20 protein-coding genes and 3 pseudogenes are annotated in these 19793 nt (G+C 61.0%); 9 read left to right on the forward strand and 14 right to left on the reverse strand.

Translation table 11 applies throughout. The features are described from left to right. Nucleotides 1-60: 60 nt before the first annotated feature. On the reverse strand, nt 61-1110 hold the full coding sequence (locus BKK80_RS23775; protein WP_071039540.1) for an SDR family oxidoreductase: 1050 nt from the start codon (nt 1108-1110) through the stop codon (nt 61-63). An 81-nt stretch (nt 1111-1191) separates the two neighbouring features. Here BKK80_RS23775 and BKK80_RS23780 point away from each other — a divergent pair, with 81 nt between their 5' ends. Beyond that, complete coding sequence (locus BKK80_RS23780; protein WP_269466357.1) at nt 1192-1875, forward strand: TetR/AcrR family transcriptional regulator; 684 nt, start codon at nt 1192-1194, stop codon at nt 1873-1875. Between the two features lie 160 nt (nt 1876-2035). Here BKK80_RS23780 and BKK80_RS23785 read toward each other — a convergent pair whose 3' ends face one another. The 4 genes from BKK80_RS23785 to BKK80_RS23800 all read right to left on the reverse strand — a co-directional run bounded on the left by BKK80_RS23785 (nt 2036) and on the right by BKK80_RS23800 (nt 6065). Continuing rightward, nucleotides 2036-2875, reverse strand: coding sequence for an HpcH/HpaI aldolase/citrate lyase family protein (locus BKK80_RS23785; protein WP_071071552.1), 840 nt, complete (start codon nt 2873-2875; stop codon nt 2036-2038). A 205-nt stretch (nt 2876-3080) separates the two neighbouring features. Then, a complete protein-coding gene (locus BKK80_RS23790) occupies nt 3081-3281 on the reverse strand; it encodes a hypothetical protein (protein WP_071021652.1) in 201 nt (66 codons plus the stop codon). A gap of 155 nt (nt 3282-3436) precedes the next feature. Continuing rightward, entirely contained in the window at nt 3437-5473 is a 2037-nt protein-coding gene (locus BKK80_RS35820) for a 4-oxalomesaconate tautomerase (protein ID WP_084545728.1), read from the reverse strand. Nucleotide 5474: 1 nt separating this feature from the next. Next, nucleotides 5475-6065, reverse strand: a complete 591-nt coding sequence (locus tag BKK80_RS23800) for a tripartite tricarboxylate transporter substrate-binding protein (protein ID WP_236903938.1) — start codon at nt 6063-6065, stop codon at nt 5475-5477. Nucleotides 6066-6198: 133 nt separating this feature from the next. Here BKK80_RS23800 and BKK80_RS23805 point away from each other — a divergent pair, with 133 nt between their 5' ends. Next, nucleotides 6199-7344, forward strand: coding sequence for an IS481 family transposase (locus BKK80_RS23805; RefSeq protein WP_071037586.1), 1146 nt, complete (start codon nt 6199-6201; stop codon nt 7342-7344). 33 nt (nt 7345-7377) lie between these two features. Here BKK80_RS23805 and BKK80_RS23810 read toward each other — a convergent pair whose 3' ends face one another. Then, nucleotides 7378-7731, reverse strand: coding sequence for a Bug family tripartite tricarboxylate transporter substrate binding protein (locus tag BKK80_RS23810; protein WP_071071554.1), 354 nt, complete (start codon nt 7729-7731; stop codon nt 7378-7380). Between the two features lie 145 nt (nt 7732-7876). Between BKK80_RS23810 and BKK80_RS23815 the strand changes: the two genes are divergently transcribed. Beyond that, on the forward strand, nt 7877-8800 hold the full coding sequence (locus BKK80_RS23815) for a LysR family transcriptional regulator (RefSeq protein ID WP_071021643.1): 924 nt from the start codon (nt 7877-7879) through the stop codon (nt 8798-8800). 22 nt (nt 8801-8822) lie between these two features. Here BKK80_RS23815 and dctA read toward each other — a convergent pair whose 3' ends face one another. The 4 genes from dctA to BKK80_RS23835 form a co-directional block, all read right to left on the reverse strand. Further along, nucleotides 8823-10151: a C4-dicarboxylate transporter DctA gene (dctA, locus tag BKK80_RS23820; RefSeq protein ID WP_071021640.1), complete on the reverse strand. Its 1329-nt coding sequence runs from the start codon at nt 10149-10151 to the stop codon at nt 8823-8825. A 70-nt stretch (nt 10152-10221) separates the two neighbouring features. Beyond that, entirely contained in the window at nt 10222-11568 is a 1347-nt protein-coding gene (locus BKK80_RS23825; RefSeq protein ID WP_071021639.1) for a class-II fumarase/aspartase family protein, read from the reverse strand. 53 nt (nt 11569-11621) lie between these two features. Beyond that, a complete protein-coding gene (locus BKK80_RS23830; protein ID WP_071071556.1) occupies nt 11622-12812 on the reverse strand; it encodes a CaiB/BaiF CoA transferase family protein in 1191 nt (396 codons plus the stop codon). Nucleotides 12813-12833: 21 nt separating this feature from the next. Beyond that, nucleotides 12834-13694: an HTD2 family dehydratase gene (locus tag BKK80_RS23835; protein WP_205683740.1), complete on the reverse strand. Its 861-nt coding sequence runs from the start codon at nt 13692-13694 to the stop codon at nt 12834-12836. Nucleotides 13695-13823: 129 nt separating this feature from the next. Here BKK80_RS23835 and BKK80_RS35825 point away from each other — a divergent pair. After that, a pseudogene (locus BKK80_RS35825) lies at nt 13824-14112 on the forward strand (transposase); the annotation flags it as partial. An 83-nt stretch (nt 14113-14195) separates the two neighbouring features. On the opposite strand, the gene BKK80_RS23840 reads toward BKK80_RS35825, so the two are convergent. From BKK80_RS23840 to BKK80_RS37555, 3 genes and pseudogenes are all read right to left on the reverse strand, one after another. Further along, nucleotides 14196-15269 (reverse strand): porin, encoded by a 1074-nt coding sequence (locus tag BKK80_RS23840; protein ID WP_071071558.1) that lies wholly within the window; start codon nt 15267-15269, stop codon nt 14196-14198. Between the two features lie 154 nt (nt 15270-15423). Beyond that, nucleotides 15424-15607: pseudogene (locus BKK80_RS23845) on the reverse strand (IS3 family transposase); the annotation flags it as partial. 3 nt (nt 15608-15610) lie between these two features. Next, a pseudogene (locus tag BKK80_RS37555) lies at nt 15611-15790 on the reverse strand (integrase); the annotation flags it as partial. A gap of 259 nt (nt 15791-16049) precedes the next feature. Between BKK80_RS37555 and BKK80_RS23850 the strand changes: the two are divergent. The 5 genes from BKK80_RS23850 (at nt 16050) to BKK80_RS23865 (ending at nt 18153) form a co-directional block, all read left to right on the forward strand. Next, a complete protein-coding gene (locus BKK80_RS23850; protein WP_071021628.1) occupies nt 16050-16490 on the forward strand; it encodes an Hsp20/alpha crystallin family protein in 441 nt (146 codons plus the stop codon). Between the two features lie 15 nt (nt 16491-16505). After that, nucleotides 16506-16913: an Hsp20/alpha crystallin family protein gene (locus BKK80_RS23855; protein WP_071071562.1), complete on the forward strand. Its 408-nt coding sequence runs from the start codon at nt 16506-16508 to the stop codon at nt 16911-16913. A gap of 53 nt (nt 16914-16966) precedes the next feature. Then, on the forward strand, nt 16967-17101 hold the full coding sequence (locus BKK80_RS35830; protein ID WP_231908161.1) for an Hsp20/alpha crystallin family protein: 135 nt from the start codon (nt 16967-16969) through the stop codon (nt 17099-17101). A gap of 120 nt (nt 17102-17221) precedes the next feature. After that, complete coding sequence (locus BKK80_RS23860) at nt 17222-17611, forward strand: hypothetical protein (RefSeq protein ID WP_071021623.1); 390 nt, start codon at nt 17222-17224, stop codon at nt 17609-17611. Between the two features lie 308 nt (nt 17612-17919). After that, entirely contained in the window at nt 17920-18153 is a 234-nt protein-coding gene (locus BKK80_RS23865) for a BON domain-containing protein (RefSeq protein ID WP_071071564.1), read from the forward strand. A gap of 302 nt (nt 18154-18455) precedes the next feature. Here the strand turns inward: BKK80_RS23865 and fabF are convergent, their stop codons facing one another. Continuing rightward, complete coding sequence (gene fabF, locus BKK80_RS23870) at nt 18456-19745, reverse strand: beta-ketoacyl-ACP synthase II (protein ID WP_071071566.1); 1290 nt, start codon at nt 19743-19745, stop codon at nt 18456-18458. Nucleotides 19746-19793: the final 48 nt, after the last annotated feature.

A 19793-nucleotide genomic window follows, 5' to 3' on the forward strand; every position in this document is an offset into this window, starting at 1 on the left:
CCTTTTTGCGGTTCGTCGGCTCCCCCCAAGAACCAGGGCGATGGAGAGGTCTACCTGGCGTTACCGGGGCGACGCACTGGGTAGCCAGCCATTGCGGCGATACCAAGCGACCGTATCGGCAAGGGTTTGCTCGATGGGGCGAAATTTCAGTTGAAGTTTCTGCTCGCTCTTCGTGTGAATGAAATGACTGCGTCCCGCCTCCTTGCGCATCAGCCTCACCGTCGCCAAGCTGAGCAAGATGGGTTTGCCGCTGATCTTTGCGTAGACTTCCTGTGCTGCAGCCAGGAAATACAGAAGCAGGAAAGGCAAGTTGTTTGTGGGCGTCTTGATGCCCGCGATCTTCCCCAGCAAGGGAACCAATTCCTGCATCGTCATGTGGCGGCCAGCAGCCAGATAGCGTTCGCCGCGCTGACCGCGCTCTGCAGCTGAAATCTGCGCCCTCGCTACATCACGAGCATCGACAAGCGAGAAGCTCCCTGGCAGCAACCCAGGCAATTTCCCAAGCACCACATCGTTGACAAATTGTCCTGACGAAGTCGGGCCGATATCGGCGGGCCCCCACATCCACCCAGGCAAGACAAAGCTCGCATGCATGTCCGGATGCGTTTCAAGAAAGGCCGATACGACTTGATCGGCCAGTATCTTGCTTCGGTAATAGTCGTCGTCAGCATCTGCCAGATCACGCAGGCAGGTCTCGTCGATGGGCATGCCCGGTTCGCCGTTCAGCACCGCGATGGACGAGGTCTGAACGAAGCGCCGGATGCCGGCCTCGTATGCCCGCTCGATAAGCTGCCGCGTGCCATCCACATTGATGCGTTTGAGCGCTTTCCAGTGGCTGCCGCCCTTGAAGTTGTCGCGAAAGAATGCGGCGGTGTGGAACACGACGTCACATCCCTGGAGGGCTGCGGAGAAAGCGGGTACATCCGCCATGTCGCCCAGCACCAATTCAACGCCTTTCAGTCCCGCGAACTGTTGCATACCTTTGGTCTCCGAGCGGACGAGCGCCTTGACGGAGACGCCGCGTGCGACCAGCTCACGCACAAGGTTGTTGCCGAGAAGGCCTGTGGCGCCGGTGACGAACGCGCGCCGTGGGCTGCTGAGTTTTTCCATATCGACTGAACTTCAAAAATCACATGAATTTTCAATATACATCCGGCAGGTTGAAATATCAAGTGACATCCGGAATGGCGTTTGACTTCGGTCCAGATGCACCGCCCGACGGCCGACATCCGAATTTCATGTGATATCTTTCCCGGCATGAGCACTACGACAGCAAGAAGGCGCCTGACCCGCGAAGAAAGCCAGGCGCAAACTCGCGAGCGCCTGATCAACGCTGCACAGCACTTGTTCGTGTCGAACGGGTATGGGGGTGCATCGATCCGTGACATCGCGAACAACGCGGGCTATTCCCAAGGCGCCTTTTATTCAAACTTCTCGAGCAAGGAGGACATCCTGCTAGAGTTGCTGCGGCGGCACATGGAAGCAGAAGCGCTGCAGCTGTCCACGGTCATGGGCAACAACGCGCAGCAGCTCGAGCAAATACTGGCCGAACTGGAAGCCTGGGCTTCTACGCTCAATCAAGATGCTGACTGGTGCATGCTTTCCATCGAACTGCAGTTGCATGCCAAACGCAGCCCGACGTTCGCTGCCGAGTACCAGAAGGTATGGGGCAAGCACCGGTCCGAGATCGGTAGCGTAATCAGCCTGTTGTTTGAGAAGCTCGGGCGCCCGGCCCCTGCCTCGCCGGACGAACTAGCTGCTGCCTTCATGGCACTTTCGCATGGGCTGGCGCTGCAAAGGACCACCGATCGCCTGGATCCGCCGGGGCGGCTGATCATGGTGTTCCTACGTGGATTGATCGCAAGTGCGAAGTAGTCTCAAGAATTGAGAAATGCGTTCGTACTGGAGCGCGGGCACCACACGGCTGATGTGTATTAGTTATGACTCGATCTGACATGTGGCCGGACTGCTGAACCGGCATCCACCGATTCAATGAGGAACCGGTCGCCCTCCGGCTCGGCCGGGACAGCGCCTACTAGCTGCCAGACAGAGCCAGGATGCGCTTCGCCTGCTCGATGACGGGCCGGTCAACCATCTTTCCGTCGACCTGCACGGCATGGCTGCCGGACGAGGTGGCCTCGATCACGCGCCGGGCCCAATCGGCCTGTTGCGCGGACGGACGGAAGCCCGCTTGCACGCCGGCCACCTGCGACGGGTGGATACACAGCTTGCCGGCGAAGCCGAGTTCCCGGGCGTAGGCGACGTCGTCAGCCAGAACGGTCTCATCCGTCAGCGCGGTGGTCACGCCGTCGACAGGCGGCGGCAGACGGGCGACGCGCGAGGCCAGCACGAGGCGGCTGCGTGCGTAGGCCAGTGCGTCACGGGTGTGCTCGCAGCCGAGGTCGACAGCGTAGTCGATGGAGCCGAACGCCAGCCGCGCCACGCCGGGCGCCGTGGCGATGGCGTCGGCCTGATGCAAGCCAATGGCGCTTTCAATGATCGCCACCAGTACGCCGTGCGGATTGATCCTGCGCAGCGCCTCGGCGATGCCGCCCAACGTCGCAGGTTGTTCGGCCTTGGGAACCATCAGCCCGGCCAGCGGCGTGCCGGCGGGCAGGGTGGCGAGCCACTCAAGGTCGGCATTGAAATAAGGCGAGGCGGTGTCATTGATCCGGACAAGGACATTCGCCACCTGCCCTGAAAGCTGCCTTGCCGCGAGCCACGAGGCGATTGCCACGCGGGCGGCGTCCTTGCCGTTGGGATGGACTGCATCCTCCAGGTCGAAGACTGTCACGTCGGCGCCGGCGGCAACGGCTTTGTCGAAGCGCTCGTGCCGGTTGCCCGGCACGAAGAGATAGGTGGTGGCGATGTTCATGGCGGTGCCTTTCAGCGGGCGGCAAGGTGGAACACGGAGCCTTCGTGCTCGTCGTCCTGCTCGATCATGTGCGACGAGGCGCCGTTGATCAGCGCCGGGCAGTACGGCCAACGGCGACGGCGTCGACGTGATGCAAGAAATGAAGACTATGGCTCGCCACGGAAGTCGTGGCGTACCGTTCGGGGCTCGCCATCGTCGAGAAGCGCTAGTTGTATCCCAAGAACGCGATGGCGGTCACGTCTTGCCGGTCATTCAAATTCTCCATCAGCACCTCGGTCGGTGTCCGTCTCCAGGAAATGGCCGTTGGATCGGGGTCTTTAACCGCAACCGGTGTGACCGCGTGGCAAGGCCGGGATACCAGCTCCAGCCTGTTTTCGCTGCCCAAGTGAGCTTCGACTAGGGTCATGGCTTCTCCTATTGCTGTGATTGCTGAATCTGTACTTCATCAATTCCCGCAAGTCTGTCGAAATCATTGCCGACTTGCTTCGAGCCGACACGGAACCCGCCTGATATGCAGTTGCAAGACTGTAGGCAGTCCTTGGCCGGTTCGTCACGGCGCAGTTAACACGAGTCGGCTAATTGAGGATATGGAGCAGGAAGTGCTGGCGCCAGACTTGACTCGATAACGACGCGCCGCCATCGCGTCAACTCGGCCTCCACTTTTGCTGCGAGCGCCTCCGGACTGCTTGGCTCCGCCGTCGCACCGTAACTTTCAAAACCCGCAATGACGTCTGGGTCTCGCAAGACTTCGTTCAATACCTGATTCAGCTCATCCACCTGGGCGGAGGGAGTGCCAGCGGGCGCGAACAGTGCGTACCATTGTGTCAATTGCACGCCGGAAATCCCCGCTTCAGCCAGGGTAGGAACATCCGGCAAACAAGTGAGGCGTTGCGGACCGGCAACCGAAAGCGCATGAAGGCGCCCGGCACGTAGCGGCCGATACGCAGTGAGCAGGCTGGAAAACATCACCTGTGCGTGCCCTTCGATGGTGGACGCAATTGCCGGAGCAGCGCCGTCAAAGGTGAGAGAGCGCATTGATGTGCCAGTGGCAAGCTGGAAGAGTTCTGCAGCGAAATGAGGCGGTGTGCCGTCGCCTGCGGACGCGTAGCGCAGACCCTGTGGCTCTTGTTTCAAGCGGGCGATCAGAGCCTCCACGTCAGCCGGCACGTTCGACGGATTTGCCACCAGCAATATCGGAGATGACCCAATGAGACCTATCGGCGCGAAGCTGCGGAGGGGATCGTACCCGACCTTCTGAAGGGCGGGATTCATCGCGTGTGTTCCCACGTAGCCAAGGAGCAACGTATGTCCATCGGGGACCGCCCGCGCAACATACTCGCAGGCTATCCCTCCGTTCGCTCCGGCCCGGTTATCGATGACCACCTCTTGTCCGAGCAGACGCCTGATGCGGGGACCGATGAGGTGAGCCACAGCGTCATTGCCACCGCCTGCGCGTGTAGGAAGGATGATCTGCAAAGGCTTCGCGCGCGATCCCACCGAAGCCTTTGCCATTGGCGCGGGCCGGGAGAAAACGTAGTCGGGCAGATGGAGTTCACCAGCCATGATTTTTCGGGCCGTTCGAACAAGCGCTGCTCGAGTTACTTTCGTGGCACCACCTTCGCCCTCCAGTTCGACTTCGACTTCGATCCGCCCAGCGGGATGAAGCACCACGAGGGCATGTCGGCCAGCGTGCCTTTCGTTTTGGCTCGCGACGGTACCCGGCAATGCGAAGGCGCTGGCCACGCCGATCGCTCCTGTAACGGCATGAGAGGCATGGCACTTGCGCGGAGTGAAGTAGCGCGATGTGATGCTATCGCGCGAGTCGCCCGGGCTGACCAGCACTGGCTTCGGAATGACGCTGTCAGACACATCGCCGAGGCCCATCAGCAGGCCGGCTTGCAATCGCAGCGTCTCCAGTCGCGCCAGCAATGCTGCATCGCTGTCGAGCGTGGCCGGTGCTTCACGGCCGCTGACGCCCAGGTCGCAGGCCCGGACAATCATCAGCGGCATGGCCGCGTCGATGCAAGTCACCTCGATGCCATCGATCACATCGATGCGTTTTCCCGTTGGGAATACTTGGCCTGTCACGGCACCCCAGGCATCCAGAAAATCAAGCAAGATCGGCGCGCCGGTTCCAGCGACACCGTCGATGCGGGTGTCACCGTCATAGGTTATCCGGCCATCCGGCGTACGTACGGTCACGTCAATTCGAGCGCCAGTATTGACGTTATGCACGCGTATGCGAGTCGTGTCGCGCTCGACCTTGACGAGACCCTGCTCGATGGCGAAAGGCGCGACGCCTGACAGCATGTTGCCGCAGTTGGGGCGTGTATCCACCGAGCAATTGCCGACTCCTACCTGAACAAAAAGATAGTCCAGGTCACAATCCGGCTGCGTGGACCGTGACACAATGGCCACCTTGCTGTTAAGCGTGCTGCCTCCTCCAACGCCGTCAAGTTGCAAGGGATCCGATGCTCCGATCGCGCCAATCAACGCCTGGTCACGCTCCTCGTCGCTTTCCGGTAGCCATTCGCGCAGGAAAAACGGTCCGCGAGAAGTGCCGGCGCGCATCAGGACACAGGGAATAGTTTTACTCATCTCAGTCCGCCTTCAACTTCGCCGCCTGCACGACCGCCTTCCATTTCACTTGCTCCTGTTGCATAAAGATCTGCATTTGATTCGGCGTCATTGTCGCGACCTCCGCGCCCTGGCCTTCCAGGCGTTGAACGACGCTTTTCTCCGCCAGCGCCTGGTTGAGCGTCTTGTTTAACGCCTCTATGATCGGCGCCGGGGTATTGGCAGGTGCGAAGATCCCATACCACTGCGAAACGTCGACATCATTGATGCCCTGCTCTTTTAGTGTGGGGACGTCTGGCATCAATGCGGAACGCTTGCTGCCCGCGATGCCAACCGCCTTAAGCTTGCCCCCCTTTACATAAGGGATGGCCGTAAAAAGACTTGGAAACATCACTTGTGTCTGGCCTGCTATGGTGTCGTTGATCGCAGGTGCAGACCCCTTGTACGGAACATGAAGCATGTCGGTGCCCGTGGAGAGTTTGAACATCTCGGCGGCAAAGTGCGGGGCGGTCCCATTGCCAGCGGATGCGTAGCTGACCTTGCTTGGCGTCGCCTTCAGCAGAGCCACGACGGCCTTCGCATCGTTCGCTTTCACCCCGGGATTGAGGACCATCACCGTCGCCGACGACCCGACCATGCCGACTGGCACGAAGTCCTTAACGGGGTTGTATAGACCGGGGACATGGTGGACAGGTGTGCGAGGACATGGTTGACACTTCACGGCAGAGTTTCTGCCGGAGTCCGTCATGCCCTGGAGCCCACGCGACACCATGAGCCTGCGCCACGAATTCGTCCTGCTCGCCCAGCAAGAGGGCTGCAATCGCCGCCAGCTATGCCAACGCTACGGCATCTCCCCGCAGACCGGCTATAAGTGGATTGCTCGGTACACCGAACAGGAGATGGCTGGTTTGGTCGAGCGGTCGCGCCGGCCCGCGACCAGTCCGACCCGAACGGCGGAGGAACTGGAGCGGTTGGTCGTCGCCCTGCGCCTGCAGCACCCGGCTTGGGGCGGACGCAAGATCAGCCGGCGGCTTCAGGATCTGGGCCACACACCGGTGCCGGCTCCGAGCACCGTGACGTCCATCCTGCATCGACATGGCCTGATCTCACCCGAAGCCTCGGTCAAGGCCCAGCCCTGGCAACGCTTTGAACATGCGGCGCCCAATCAGCTGTGGCAAATGGATTTCAAGGGCGGCTTTCGCACGCACGATGGCCAGATGTGCTCACCATTGACGGTACTGGACGATCATTCCCGCTTCGCCGTCACGCTGGCCGCCTGTACGCAGACCCACACCGCTGTGGTCCAGGAGCACCTGGCCCAGGCCTTTCGCCACTTCGGACTGCCTTGGCGTATCAACGCCGACAATGGGGCGCCGTGGGGCAGTCCTTCACAACCGGGGCAGCTCACCGGCCTGGGGGTCTGGCTCATCCGGCTGGGCGTGCGCCTGACCCATAGCCGTCCGGCCCATCCTCAAACCAATGGCAAGGACGAACGCTTTCACCGCACCCTCAAAGCCGAAGTGATCAATGCCCGTGGCTTTGCCTCCAGCCTGCAAGCCCAGCATGCGTTTGATGCCTGGCGCGATATCTACAACTTGCAGCGCCCACACGAGGCACTCGGCCTGGCGACGCCGGTGACACGCTATCAGCCCAGTCCTCGCTCCTATCCGGAGGTGCTACCGGAGATCGAATACGGCCCTGACGATCTGGTGGTGAAGATCAAATGGGACGGACAACTGCGCTTTCGCGGGCAAACCTTCAAAGTGTCCAATGCCCTACGAGATTTCCCGGTCGCCTTGCGCCCACAACCCAACCACGATGGACGATTCGATCTGTATTTCGTCGATCACTGCTTCGGCTACATCGATTTGAACGACCACCAGGCGGCTTAATATGTGTCAACCATGTCCTCGCACAGGTGTCACCTATGTCCCCGGTCTATACACGGGGTCATAGCGCAGGCGCTGCAGTGCGGGATTCATCGCATGGGTGGCGACGTATCCAAGCAGGAGCGTGTAACCGTCGGGCGGAGCCCGCATGACGAACTCGCTGGCAATTGCGCCGTTGGCGCCGGCTTTGTTGTCGACCACAACGGTCTGTTTGAGAATTGACGACATGGCTTGCGCAACCACACGTGCAATGGCGTCGTTGGCGCCTCCTGCGGCAGTGGGCACGACCAACGTGATCCGCTTGTCCGGGAAGGCGCTCCAGGCACCGGGGCTGGCCATGGCGGCCGCGACGGCGAGACTGCCAAGGACAAGTCGTTGGATAAACCGCATCTGTCTGCTCCTATTGGATATTGTTCGATCTAGGGCCTCTCCGCCCGCAAACGTATCGTCATACTTTTCCGGTTCCCATGGAATTGCATAATTGAGAACGGTTGATGCACACTATGGATCAGTGACGACGACGCGAGGCACAGCGATGACCATCAATTTCAACCTCAACGACTTGCAGGCATTCCGTGCAGTTGCCGAACTGAACAACTTCCGGAAGGCAGCCGACACGCTGCATATTTCGCAGCCGGCCTTCAGTCGCCGAATCGAGAAGCTGGAAGAGGCACTGGGTGTCCGCTTGCTGGATCGCACCACGCGAAGCGTCAGCCTTACATCGGTGGGGCGGGAGTTCGACCGCAAGCTACAACAGATTCTGGATGACCTGGACCAGACACTGCTTAGCATACGGGGGGTAACGACCACACGCATGGGGGAAGTGACGATCGCCTGCGTGCCTTCAACGGTCTATTACTTTTTGTCGCAGGTCATCTCGCGCTATCACGAGCGCTATCCGAAGATTCGCGTCAAGCTTCTTGACGCCAGCGCGAACGAGGTCTTGTCCGCAGTATCGTGCGGTGAAGCGGACTTCGGACTCAATTTCGTTGGCAACCAGGAGCCGGAAATCGAGTTTCGCCCCCTTCTTGAAGAGAGGTTCGTGGCGGCATGCCGGCGCGACCATCCACTCGCCAAGCATCGGCGCGTCAAATGGGCAGACCTGGCCGAGTATGACTATATTTCTGTGAGCAAGGCATCCGGCAACCGGCTACTGCTGGACCAGGCGCTATCCAACGTATCCGGCCTCCCATACAGCATCTATGAGACGCAGCACGTCACAACAATGCTGGGACTAGTCGAAGCCGGGCTCGGCGTTGCGGCTGTGCCTTCGATTGCCATGCCTGGTCCGGACCATCCGCTACTCGTAAGCGTTCCGCTGACCGATCCCGTCATTACACGCAATATTGGACTCATTCATCGGAGGGGCCGTTCGTTGACGCCTGCGGCACAGCAACTCTATGATTTCCTCAGCGAAATGAAATCAACCCGGGGCAAGCGCGGCAGTCGCCGCGCATAGATACGAGCAGCCGCACACTGATTCAGAGCGGCGACGGGCCGGCGGTGACCACGGACGGCGCATCGCCCGCCTCCAGTTTTTCCTCCGTGAATGGGTAGTTCGAAGTCAACTCGCGCTTCAGTACGTCACGATCGCAAGCCTTTTCCCACATCGAAACCACGATACAGGCGACGACGTTACTGATCGTACTCGTCAGGGCGCGAGCCTCGGACATGAAGCGGTCAATGCCCACGATAAGCGCGACGCCGGCAACGGGAAGGTCGGGCATGACGGTCAGTGTCGCTACCAATGCCACGAATCCGCTCCCGGTTACCCCCGCTGCGCCCTTTGACGTCAGCAACATGATGCCGAGCATGGCAGCAATCTGATGCCAGGTCAGGTGGATGTCGCACGCCTGGGCAATAAACATCGATGCAAGCGTCAGATAGATAGCAGTGCCGTCCAGGTTGAAGGAGTACCCTGTCGGAAGTACCAACCCGACGACGCCCTTCTTGCAGCCCAAGCGCTCGAGCTTCAACAACAACCGAGGCAGCACCGGCTCGCTTGACGATGTACCGAGGACGACAAGCAGTTCTTCCTTGATATAGCGCAGCAACTGCCAAAGCCGGAACCCATGCAGGCGACACAGGAGACCGAGTACCACTACGACGAAGAAGGAACAGGCAACATAGAACGTCCCGATGAGGAGCCCCAAAGAACCAATCGACTTGATTCCATAGCGTCCGACCGTGAAAGCCATCGCCCCGAAAGCCCCGATGGGTGCCACCCGCATGATGACGCCAAAGACGGCGAAAAGCATGTGGGAAAAGCCGTCGATGGTGTCCAGTACGGGACGGGCCGCGGACCCGATGCGTGTAAGGCCGAAACCGCACAACACCGCGAGCAACAGGACAGGCAGGACCTCACCTTGCGCGAACGCCCCGACGAACGCATTCGGGATGATGTGCAATGCAAAGTCGGAAAAGCCTTGGATATGGATGTCGTTGGCAAAGCGCGCCGCAACGCTCGCGTCGAGTTGCTTCGGGTCGATGTGCATACCTGTGCCGGGCTGCATCAGAAACACCGTGACGAGACCGGTCAGCAAGGCAATGATGGTCAGTGCATAAAATAACCCCATCGACTTCAGCAGAGTCTTTCCGATCTCCTTGGTATCGCTAAGCGACGTAATACCGGTCACGATCGTACAGAACACGACCGGCGCGATCATCATCTTGACCAGCTTGACGAACCCATCGCCGAGCGGTTTGAGGGATGCACCGATATCCGGCCAGTAGTGACCGACAGTGATGCCGAGCATCAGTCCGATGAGTACCTGGACGTATAAGTGCTTGAATAGGCTCCGTAGTTTCACAACGGTGTCTCCTTATTTTGGTGCGACCGGCATGAGAGTTGCCGGAATCTTCGCCAGGCGGGTTGATCTTTCAACGCCGGCTTGCAAGCACGCGGTCGACCATCACGCCAGCCTGCCCCAGGTTATTGGCGGGGTCGCACATCGCCTCGAGTTGAGATCGTGTGACATGTCCGCGGATTTCCGGGTGAGTCGCGAGTATGTCGATCAATGGCCGGTTTTCGTCGATGGCCTTGCGGCATAGGTCATAGACCAGGTCATGCGCATATTCCCGGCCGATGTACGGGCCCAACCCCATCATCACCGCTTCGGACATCACCAGCCCGTTGGTCATATCGATGTTGGTGCGCATGCGGTCGGCGTCCACTTCAAGCCCTTGCAGGACAAATTTCGCCTGTTTCAATGCGCCGGAGATCAAGCAGAAGATCTCTGGCAACGACACCCATTCAATTTCCCATGGCCCGGTGGAGCGCTCATGGTCGGCGACCATCGCATCCATCAGGGCCGCTGCGTGCTGTCGCGCCACTGCAATGTTCGCGTGGATGTATAGGCACGAAATCGGGTTGCGCTTCTGCGGCATGGTGGACGACGAGCCGCGCCCGGGCGCGAATGGTTCGAATACCTCCGCGACCTCCGTCTGCATCATCAGCTTTACATCCATGGCAATCTTGCCAAGCGATCCACCGACGAGACCCAGGAAGGCGCCAACCTCGGCTACGGTGTCGCGTACCGTATGCCAGGAGATGAGCGGCTGCGCTAGACCCAGCTCCTTCATCAGCGCGGCTTGCGTCTCCATCGCGCCTGTCTGCAGAGAAGAAAGCGTACCGGAGGCGCCGCCGAACTCTCCCATCAGTACACGCGGCTTGAGCTGCTGCAACCGCTCGCGGTGACGGTCAATGCCAGCCAGGATGCTGGCCATCTTGTAGCCGAACGTAATCGGCGTGGCTTGCTGCAAGTTAGAACGGCCGATGACCGGTGTGTCCCGATATGTCTTCGCTAGCTTAGCGAGCGCTCCCGCAATGTCGTCCAGATCCGCCTCGATCAGTGCGAGACCCTCACGCATTTGCAGCACCGCCGCGGTGTCAGTGATGTCCTGGGTCGTGGCTCCCCAGTGACAGAACTCGCCGAGGCCGTCTCGGCAGTTCTGATTGATCTGGTTGACCACGGCGATGATTGGATAGCCGATTTGCTCGGTTTTGGCTTTGAGCTTTACCCAGTCAATCTGCGAAAGTTCGCAGTTGCGTACGATTTCGTCAGCGGCCTCTTTCGGGATGATACCGAGTTCGCCCTGCACCTTTGCCAGGGCGCGCTCGATGTCAAGGTACTTGGCGGTCCGGTTCTCGTCCGACCACACCTCGCGCATGCGCGCATCACTGAACATGTCGCCAAAGATGCGCGAGTCAATAATTGTGGAAGCCATAATGTTCTACCTCTGCTTGATCTTGTCGAATGGGTCGACGGATGGAGTCGGATTCACACCGCATTGTCCGAACGCAGTGCCGTAATCTCGTGGGGGGCGTATCCGAGTTCCGCAAGAATGGAGTCGGTGTGTTGACCAAGGGCAGGGATCGGGTCCATACGCGGCCCTTCGTTCCAGGTGCCCGGCGGCAGCAGGGCCGGCAGCGTGCCCCGGGGCGATCCAACCTCGGTCCAGCGGCACCGCGCTTTGAGCTGCGGATGTTCCCAGACCCCGTTCATATCGTTGACACGGGCATTGGCAATCTGCGCGATTTCCAGCCGCTCCACCACCTGCGCCCCGGTCAGGGAAGCGAAGGCGTCCACGATAATCTGCCGCAAGGCTGTGCGCGCAGCCACCCGCTTCGGGTTGGAGGTGAACCGCGGATCCTCGACAAGTTCGGGCTGCTGCAATACTTTCAGGCAGAAGCTCGCCCACTCCCGTTCATTCTGCAGACCCAGCATCACCGTGACGCCGTCGCCTGCAGGAAAAGGACCATACGGATAGATCGTGGCGTGACTTGCGCCAGTGCGCGGCGGCGGCTCTGCGCCGTCGAACGCATAGTAAAGCGGGTAGCTTGTCCACTCCGCCAGCGATTCAAGCATCGAGATATCGATACGCTGACCGCGCCCGGTCTGACCGCGCTGGAGCAGCGCGGCCAGAATATTGCTGTAGGCATACATGCCCGCGGCAATATCGGCGATGGACGGTCCAGCCTTGCAGGGCTCCTCGGGGGTTCCTGTCACCGAGACGAAGCCGGCCTCGCTTTGAATCAGCAGATCATAGGCCTTCTTGTCCCGATAGGGGCCTGGATTGACCGGGTCATCGCCGTAGCCGGAAATGTCGCAGACAATCAATTCCGGCTTGACTGAGGAGAGCCTCTCATAGCCCAGTCCCAAGCGGGCGGCCGCACCGGGCGCGAGATTCTGCACCACGACGTCCGCCTTATTCATGATGAGACGCTCGAGCACGCCAGCCGCCGCCGGATGCTTGACGTCCAGCGTCAAGCTCTCCTTCGAACGATTGGTCCAGACGAAATGCGACGCCAAGCCGCGCACCCGTTCGTCGTATCCGCGAGCGAAGTCGCCCACGCCCGGCCTTTCGATCTTGATGACACGGGCGCCTAGATCGGCTAGCTGACGGGTCGCGAACGGCGCCGCGATAGCATGCTCGAAGGTAACGACGGTGATGTCTTTAAGTGGTTGCATCGTGAGAATCCGGGAGGAAGATCAGCGCAAGACGGCAGTGGCGTCCATGGTCAGCCATCCTTCATGGTCCGACGCCCAAAGATGAATGGTCTTGCCGTCAGCCTGAGGCTGCCCATTGACGTGGAAGGGGTGCAGGTCGAATGTCGGACGCACTGCGCGAAAGCGGAAGCTCGCCACGTCAGCTTGCGGCAGCTCGCGCCGAAGCAGGTCCAGCAACAGCGTCGCGATAAGGGGTCCGTGTACGATGAGGCCCGGGTATCCTTCCACTTCGGTCACATAGCGGCGGTCATAGTGAATGCGGTGGCCATTGAATGTCAGCGCCGAATAGCGGAACAGCAGTACATCGTCCGGCACGATTCGGCGCCGCCAGGCCGCATCAGAAGGTGCCGCCTGGGGTATGGCGGCAACATCACCCGATGGCTGTGCCTCGCGATAGACGATGTCATGAAACTCCACCAGCGAGGGCTCAAGGAGCCCTTCGACGCACACCTCATGACGGACCTTGACGAAGACCAGCTTGCCGGTCCTGCCTTCCTTGGTCGAGACGTCATCGATGGTCGAGGTGCGCACAACGCGGTCGCCTACACGAAGCGGAGCACGAAATTCAAACTGGCCACCAGCCCACATGCGGCGTGGCAAAGGCACGGGAGGCAGGAAGCCACCACGCTTGGCATGACCATCCGCACCGATCTCGCTCTGTCGGTGCATGGGAAGAAAGTAGAGCCAATGCCACAGCGGGGGCAATGGCGTACCAGTCGGCTGCGGTGCAGCCGGATAGTCCAGCGTAGCCCGCAGAGCAGTCACGGGAACCGCGGTAATCGTATCTTCGTGCTGCTCCCTGCGTCCGATCCATGTCCGCGGGTCCACTGCCTGTTCGTTCATTCCTCTCTCCTCGCTGTCCGTGCCAGACCGACACCTGCATGCGAATGGATTCTGGTCTCCTCGCGCAAGGGAGGGAATTGCATAATTCCTATGGATTGATCATTCGGGTGCATGAGTCGCGCGCCCGCCTTCTCGCGCGTGATCGTTGACTCCTCTTCTGTCCGCGCGGTCGGGGCGGGCCAAAACTGGACCGAACCCCACCGATCGCACGCGACCCGGTTCCAGGCACCACGTCGCCACCGACGCCGACGGCACGCCGATCACGGTCATCCTGACCGGCGCAAACCGTAACGACGTTACCCAGCTCATGCCTCTGATCGAGGCCATTGCCGCTATCCGGGGTCGGCGAGGCCGGCCCTTGCGCAAGCCAGGCCGGGTCTATGCCGACCGCGCATACGACCACGACAAATATCGTCGACCGCGGGCTTCCTCAAGCTGGCCGGTTGCCTCATCTGCTGGCGCACCCTTCAGCGTGACGAGACTTCATCTTGAAATGGGTTCTCAGAAGCGGTGCCGCAAGCCGATACCGCCACCGACCTTGCTGCCCTTGACGCCCATGAAGGAAGGACGCGCGTAACCGCCATGGATGCGGTTGAAGTCCACCTCAGCGTAGACATCGGTGCGCTTCGACAGGTTGTAGTCAGCAACACCCGTGACCATGATGCGGCTGCCTTCGGCGTTGCGCTGGCGATCGTAGTGTGACGCTACGGATAGTGTCAGGGCTCGAGTCGCGGATACCGCCAAGCCGCCTGTAAAGACGTCATTGCGTGTCGGGCTCACGTCAAATCGGTTGTTGAGGTAGCCAAATGTCAATTTGACGATTCCCCACTGGTAGTTGCCGCCCAGTCCCCATACCTTTCGCGCCTCGGGAGTTGTCAACGCGTTGGCCTGTTGCCAGAAGGCGCCGACGTCGACCGGACCTCTCGTGTAGCCAAGCGAGATCCCGTAACTGGAACTGCGCTTCGTCTGGCCAGGCACTTCGCCGAAGGTATAGTGAGCGCCTGTCGACAGCGCCCCCCATTGCCCAAAGAACTTGGCCATGTTGTCTTGGCGCGGCCCCGTATAGCCGTTGATGATAGTGACGGCGTCCAGATTTGGATGTCCGTTCGGCTGAAAGCGACCTGCTGCATCGTAGGCCGTCGTAAATTGACGCCCGAACGTCAGTCTGCCTGCCCCCTCCTTACTCAGACCCACCCACGCTTGCCGCCCGAACAGGCGCCCTTGTCCGCCCGTGCCCTGCTGCCCATAGTTGGCGGTCGCCGTACCTTGTGACGATACGCCTGTCGTTGGGTCGAAGCCGCTTTCCAGATTGAAGATGGCGGACAGCCCCTCACCGAGCGCCTCGCTGCCGCGCATGCCCCAGCGCGATCCGTTGAAATATCCGTCGCTCAGTTCTGCAAGGTGCTTGTCCCCGGCATTGTTATTGGAGTACCGGATGTTGGTATCGATGATGCCGTAAAGATTGACACCAGACGAGGCTTGGGCCTGCGCTGCCCCGCTGATGGCGACTCCCAAGGCAACTCCGGTTGCCAGGTCTTTGTACGTCCAGGTTCTATGCGGTTGCCTGATGCGCATTCGATCTCCTCCAGATGGTTCTTGTTGATATTTCGCCGTTGTGTGCCAACTCACCAGAGTTGGCCGGCGAGCGGGAGGCAGTTTGGGTGAGGCTGCAAAGGTGCGGAATTGCGATATTTGGAGGAATTGATGCAGGCGGTGCATCATTTGGGGATGAGCACACGGGCGTGGTCAGCGTGCTCCAAGCCCAGCGCGAAGCTGCACGTGCGATGGTCGATGCAGGCCGAGCCGTTGTCCGTCAGGCATTCGGTGGGCTGCGCGGTATCGAAGCGCTGCTCGACGGCGGCCAGCATCACGTCGCACACCACGTCGCCGCTATGCCCGCCGGCCGTCGCGGCCCGCTGCTGATGCGGCGTGGGCCGGCGCAGGAACGCGCGGTGGGCAAGGGCGTCCTCGATTGCCAGCGACGACAGCGCCTTGCCGCGCTCGACGACCGCCCACAAGAGGCGGCGCTCGGCTTCCCGGCGTTATGCGCGCGCGGTTTCGGTCGATTCGTGCAAGGTCAGCCAGGCGCGCAGGGCGGCTAGCAGGGCGGCGTCGGGAAAGTCGACCGTGATCGAGAAGCTCCGCATGGGACGCACCGCAAGTGATGAGAGGTGCGCTCGCCGACCGCGCCGCAGCCCCCCTTGAAATCGTCCTGCCCAATTGCTATTTTAGTTTCGCTCAGGCAGTCGCGTCGTTGCGCGCTGCGTGTTTCTGTTTGTTTGCCAGCAGCTTGGCGGGTGGATGGGAGCGCGTAGGCCCCGTCGCCTCCTTGCTGCATCGAAGGAGGATACGACCATGAGTGACCTTTTCTCGGGAGCCGACCTCTTCAGCGAACTCGACCGCATGCAAAGACAGATGGCGAGTTTGTTCGGTGGTTTCCCTTCCAGCCTTCGTACCGGACGCTTCGGCGCCTTTCCACCCGTCAATATCGGCTCCACGGACGACTCCATCGAGATCGTCGCATTCGCACCGGGCATCAAGCAAGACAAGCTCGAGGTGTCGATCGACAAGGGCTTGTTGACCATCAGCGGCGAGCGCGAAGCGGCGTATCACGGGTGCGATCCGGAAGCACGGCTATACGCGCAAGAGCGGTTTGCCGGCGCGTTCCGACGCGTGATCGAGTTGCCGCAAGGCGCCGATCCCGACAAGGTGCAGGCGCGCTACGCCAACGGCTGCTTGTCCATCCGTGTTGGCAAGCGTGAGTCCTCAAAGCCGCGGGCAATCGCGATCCAGTAATGCCAGGAGACTGCCATGACCGATAGTACCGAAGTCGCCAAGCGCGACCCGAACGCGCTGGCACAACGCGAGGAAGACCGGTCGACGCCGACCATGACACTGCTCCCCGCAGTCGACATCATCGAGGACCGCAGTGGCGTCACCCTCTGGGCCGATCTGCCAGGCGTGACCAAGGACAAGCTCGAGGTGCATGTCCACGACGGCAACCTCAATATCGAGGCAGAGGCGATCGTGCCGATGCCGCCCGGGCTGCGTGTGCAACATGCAGAGATCCGTCAGCCGCACTTCGCGCGTGCGTTCTCGCTGAGTCCCGACCTCGATGCGGCGAAGATCGAGGCGAACCTGCAGGACGGGGTATTGAAGCTGACGATTCCGCGTCGCGACGAAGCTCGTCCGCGCCGCATTGAAGTCACCGTGGCGTGATGTCCTTCAGCGAGGGGTGACGTTGCGGAGCTGGCGACGGTGGCGTCCCGTTCATGCGCAGTATTCCGCTGCCGGATGGCCTCGATCTGGACCATGTCGATGCCCGATTCGAACGAGGCCTGCTAACCCTGCGCCTACCCAAGTCAGGTGCGCAGCCACCCCCCGTCAGGAGAATCGAGGTCAAGTAAGCGGCTCGGAAATTCTAGGAACCTGAAGGGAATGCCTTGCGCAATTGACGGCGACGTATGGTCGGCTTGTCAACAGTCAGGCATCCCGGCAGATCCGTGAACGAAGCGAAGGAGGTAACGATGGAATTCGATTCTGATTGGCTTACGCTGGGTAGACATCGGTTGAGGCTCAGGTGTGTACGCGGATTTCCTACCGAGAAGACACGGGCAGTGGCGGAACTGGCGAGGATCGCCATCGATAACAACCTGAGTGCGGCGGCCCGACTAGTCGAAGTCTCCGTTACTGGTCCAGGGGAAAACGCTTACACGATCACCGTTGGCACGACCTTCGCAAAGGACAGGGATGTGACCCCGCATCTTGAGCTGGCGCTGGCCACGATGCTAGGCATTCCGGCTGACCACCTCAATATGGAGGTGGAAGTCATCAGCCAGGCGGAAGTGGATACACATTTTGGTGTGTATGAACGATGCTTGGCAGAGAAGCTTGGCATCGTGTTGCCCATTCAGTGAGAAGCCGATGGACACGGCCAAATCCGCTTTGGCATCACCGGAGGTGGAGTACTGAAAGGGAGCGCGAGGCGTGCGGGCCGTGGTGAACGCAGCCAAGCTCACGGGGAATTTCCGAGTTGGGAAGCAATGGTCGCTTGAGCAGCATGAGTCAGGTCATCGGAATCGATCCGGGTACCACGAGGCCGTCGATCGTCGCCTGGATGGACGAGGGTGAGATCCTCGCCGGTGACCGCAAGGAACTGATGATTCGTTAGCCTGATGATTCGTTAGCCTGATGATTCGTTAGCCAAGACGGCGAGGAAACCGAGATGGAAACAGTAAAAAGACTGCTGAGTGACAGTGCGATTACCATAAAGGTAAGAGTTGAGCTGATTGCAGCGAAAGGTCTCGATTCCACTGGCATCAAAGTCAGCACCAACAATGGCGTGGTGCATCTTGGAGGCAAGGTGAAGAATGATAACGATCACCTGGCAGCACTTAAGGCGGCCGTATCGGTGACGGGGGTCGACACCGTGGAAGATGAGATGCAGGTTGGCGGGTAGCTGGCAGAACCGCGTCCGGCATCGATCCCCCCATTGTTGCAATAGGCCGAGGCAGGTGGATTTCAGCTCAGTTCGTTTTACCCTTCGAGTTTTGACTGTCGGCGATCAATTGTGGCTTGGCTCAGCGATTGGCCTCCAGCGGCCGAATCCCGGGCAGGCCGTGCCTTGTTTAACGGAACGACTGGACGAACAGAAGCAGACGCCATCCCCGTTGACGTCAACCAGCGAAGACATGAGCAAGGCGGAAGCGGCCCGGGCCGAAGCCGCCGCCGAGGAGGATGTGGCGGCCCGCATCGCTGCCATCAAGCTCTCCAACGCTTGAAGACGACGCTGGCGTTCACGCCGCCGAAGCCGAAACCGTTGGCCATCGCGTGAACGATCGGCAGGTGCCGCGGCGCATCGCGCACGATGTCCAGGCCCTCGGCGAGTGCGTCCGGCTGTTCGAGGTTCAGCGTCATCGGGACGACCTGATCGCGCAAGGCCAGGGCGGTGAAGATCGCCGCTACGCCACCGGCCGCGCCCAGCAAGTGGCCCGTCGCCGACTTGGTGGAGGTGATGGCGAGCGGGACGTCGACGCCGAACAGGTCGCGCACCGCGGCCAATTCGCCCAGGTCGCCGACCGGCGTCGAGGTCGCGTGAGCGTTGAGATGCTGCAGGTCGGACGGAGTCAGGCCGGCCTGCGTCAGCGCCGTCTGCATCGAGCGTCGCGCGCCGCTGCCGTCTTCGGGGCCGGAGGTAATGTGAAACGCATCGGCGCTGGTGCCATATCCAATGAGTTCGACCAGGGGGGCGGCGCCGCGCGCAAGCGCGTGCTCGAGCGATTCGATCACCAGCATGCCAGCGCCTTCGCCCATCACGAAACCGTCGCGGGCCCGGTCGAAGGGTCGCGATGCGCGGGTGGGTGTGTCATTGAAGCCGGTGGACAAGGTCTTCGCTGCGGCGAAGGCGCCCAGGCTGACGCGATCGATTGCGGCCTCGGCGCCACCGCACACCGCGATGTCGGCCTCGCCGCAGCGGATCAGCCGCGCCGCGTCACCGATGGCCTGGATGCTCGCGGCACAAGCCGTCACCGGGGCACCCATCGGCCCCTTCAGGCCGTGCCGGATCGACACGTGGCCCGCCGCAAGGTTGACGAGGAACGAGGGGATCGTGAACGGCGACAGACGCTTCGGTCCGCGCGTCTCAGTCGTCCGCACCGCGCCCGCAATCGCCGGAAATCCACCGATGCCCGACGCGATGACCGTGGCGGTGCGCCGCTGGGACGCTTCGTCGGCCGGGGCCCATTGCGCCTGCGCGAGTGCCTCTTGCGCGGCGGCGAGCGCGAAGGCGATGAAGCGGTCGATCTTGCGCTGGTCCTTGGTCGACACGAAGCGGTCGATGTCGAAGCCGCCGCACCCGTCCTCGTGCACGTCGGGCACCACACCGCCCACGCGGGCCGCGATGTCCGCCGTCATCGAATCCGGTAGCCGGCGCAAGCCCGACTGGCCGGCCAGCAGCCGCTGCCACGCCAGCTCGACTCCGCACCCCAGCGGCGAGACCATTCCCATCCCGGTGACGACGATTCGGCGGTTCGCAGTGGGCGTGATGTGCATGGATTCTGTCCTGGTCGATCTATTGATGATGATCGACATCATACAGTA

This window comes from Cupriavidus malaysiensis, assembly GCF_001854325.1.
Classification (GTDB): Bacteria; Pseudomonadota; Gammaproteobacteria; order Burkholderiales; family Burkholderiaceae; genus Cupriavidus; species Cupriavidus malaysiensis.

Excerpts from the sequence above, each read along its gene's own strand:
- fabF (WP_071071566.1), bottom strand. The coding sequence starts at position 19,745 with ATGCACATCACGCCCACTGCGAACCGCCGAATCGTCGTCACCGGGATG.
- BKK80_RS23840 (WP_071071558.1), bottom strand. The coding sequence starts at position 15,269 with ATGCGCATCAGGCAACCGCATAGAACCTGGACGTACAAAGACCTGGCA.
- BKK80_RS23800 (WP_236903938.1), bottom strand. The coding sequence starts at position 6,065 with ATGGTCCTCAATCCCGGGGTGAAAGCGAACGATGCGAAGGCCGTCGTG.
- BKK80_RS23855 (WP_071071562.1), top strand. The coding sequence starts at position 16,506 with ATGACCGATAGTACCGAAGTCGCCAAGCGCGACCCGAACGCGCTGGCA.
- BKK80_RS23865 (WP_071071564.1), top strand. The coding sequence starts at position 17,920 with ATGGAAACAGTAAAAAGACTGCTGAGTGACAGTGCGATTACCATAAAG.
- BKK80_RS23790 (WP_071021652.1), bottom strand. The coding sequence starts at position 3,281 with ATGACCCTAGTCGAAGCTCACTTGGGCAGCGAAAACAGGCTGGAGCTG.
- BKK80_RS23850 (WP_071021628.1), top strand. The coding sequence starts at position 16,050 with ATGAGTGACCTTTTCTCGGGAGCCGACCTCTTCAGCGAACTCGACCGC.
- BKK80_RS23775 (WP_071039540.1), bottom strand. The coding sequence starts at position 1,110 with ATGGAAAAACTCAGCAGCCCACGGCGCGCGTTCGTCACCGGCGCCACA.
- BKK80_RS23785 (WP_071071552.1), bottom strand. The coding sequence starts at position 2,875 with ATGAACATCGCCACCACCTATCTCTTCGTGCCGGGCAACCGGCACGAG.
- BKK80_RS23860 (WP_071021623.1), top strand. The coding sequence starts at position 17,222 with ATGGAATTCGATTCTGATTGGCTTACGCTGGGTAGACATCGGTTGAGG.
- BKK80_RS35830 (WP_231908161.1), top strand. The coding sequence starts at position 16,967 with ATGCGCAGTATTCCGCTGCCGGATGGCCTCGATCTGGACCATGTCGAT.
- BKK80_RS23815 (WP_071021643.1), top strand. The coding sequence starts at position 7,877 with ATGACCATCAATTTCAACCTCAACGACTTGCAGGCATTCCGTGCAGTT.
- BKK80_RS23825 (WP_071021639.1), bottom strand. The coding sequence starts at position 11,568 with ATGGCTTCCACAATTATTGACTCGCGCATCTTTGGCGACATGTTCAGT.
- BKK80_RS23810 (WP_071071554.1), bottom strand. The coding sequence starts at position 7,731 with ATGCGGTTTATCCAACGACTTGTCCTTGGCAGTCTCGCCGTCGCGGCC.
- BKK80_RS23805 (WP_071037586.1), top strand. The coding sequence starts at position 6,199 with ATGCCCTGGAGCCCACGCGACACCATGAGCCTGCGCCACGAATTCGTC.
- BKK80_RS23835 (WP_205683740.1), bottom strand. The coding sequence starts at position 13,694 with ATGAACGAACAGGCAGTGGACCCGCGGACATGGATCGGACGCAGGGAG.
- BKK80_RS23830 (WP_071071556.1), bottom strand. The coding sequence starts at position 12,812 with ATGCAACCACTTAAAGACATCACCGTCGTTACCTTCGAGCATGCTATC.
- BKK80_RS35820 (WP_084545728.1), bottom strand. The coding sequence starts at position 5,473 with ATGAGTAAAACTATTCCCTGTGTCCTGATGCGCGCCGGCACTTCTCGC.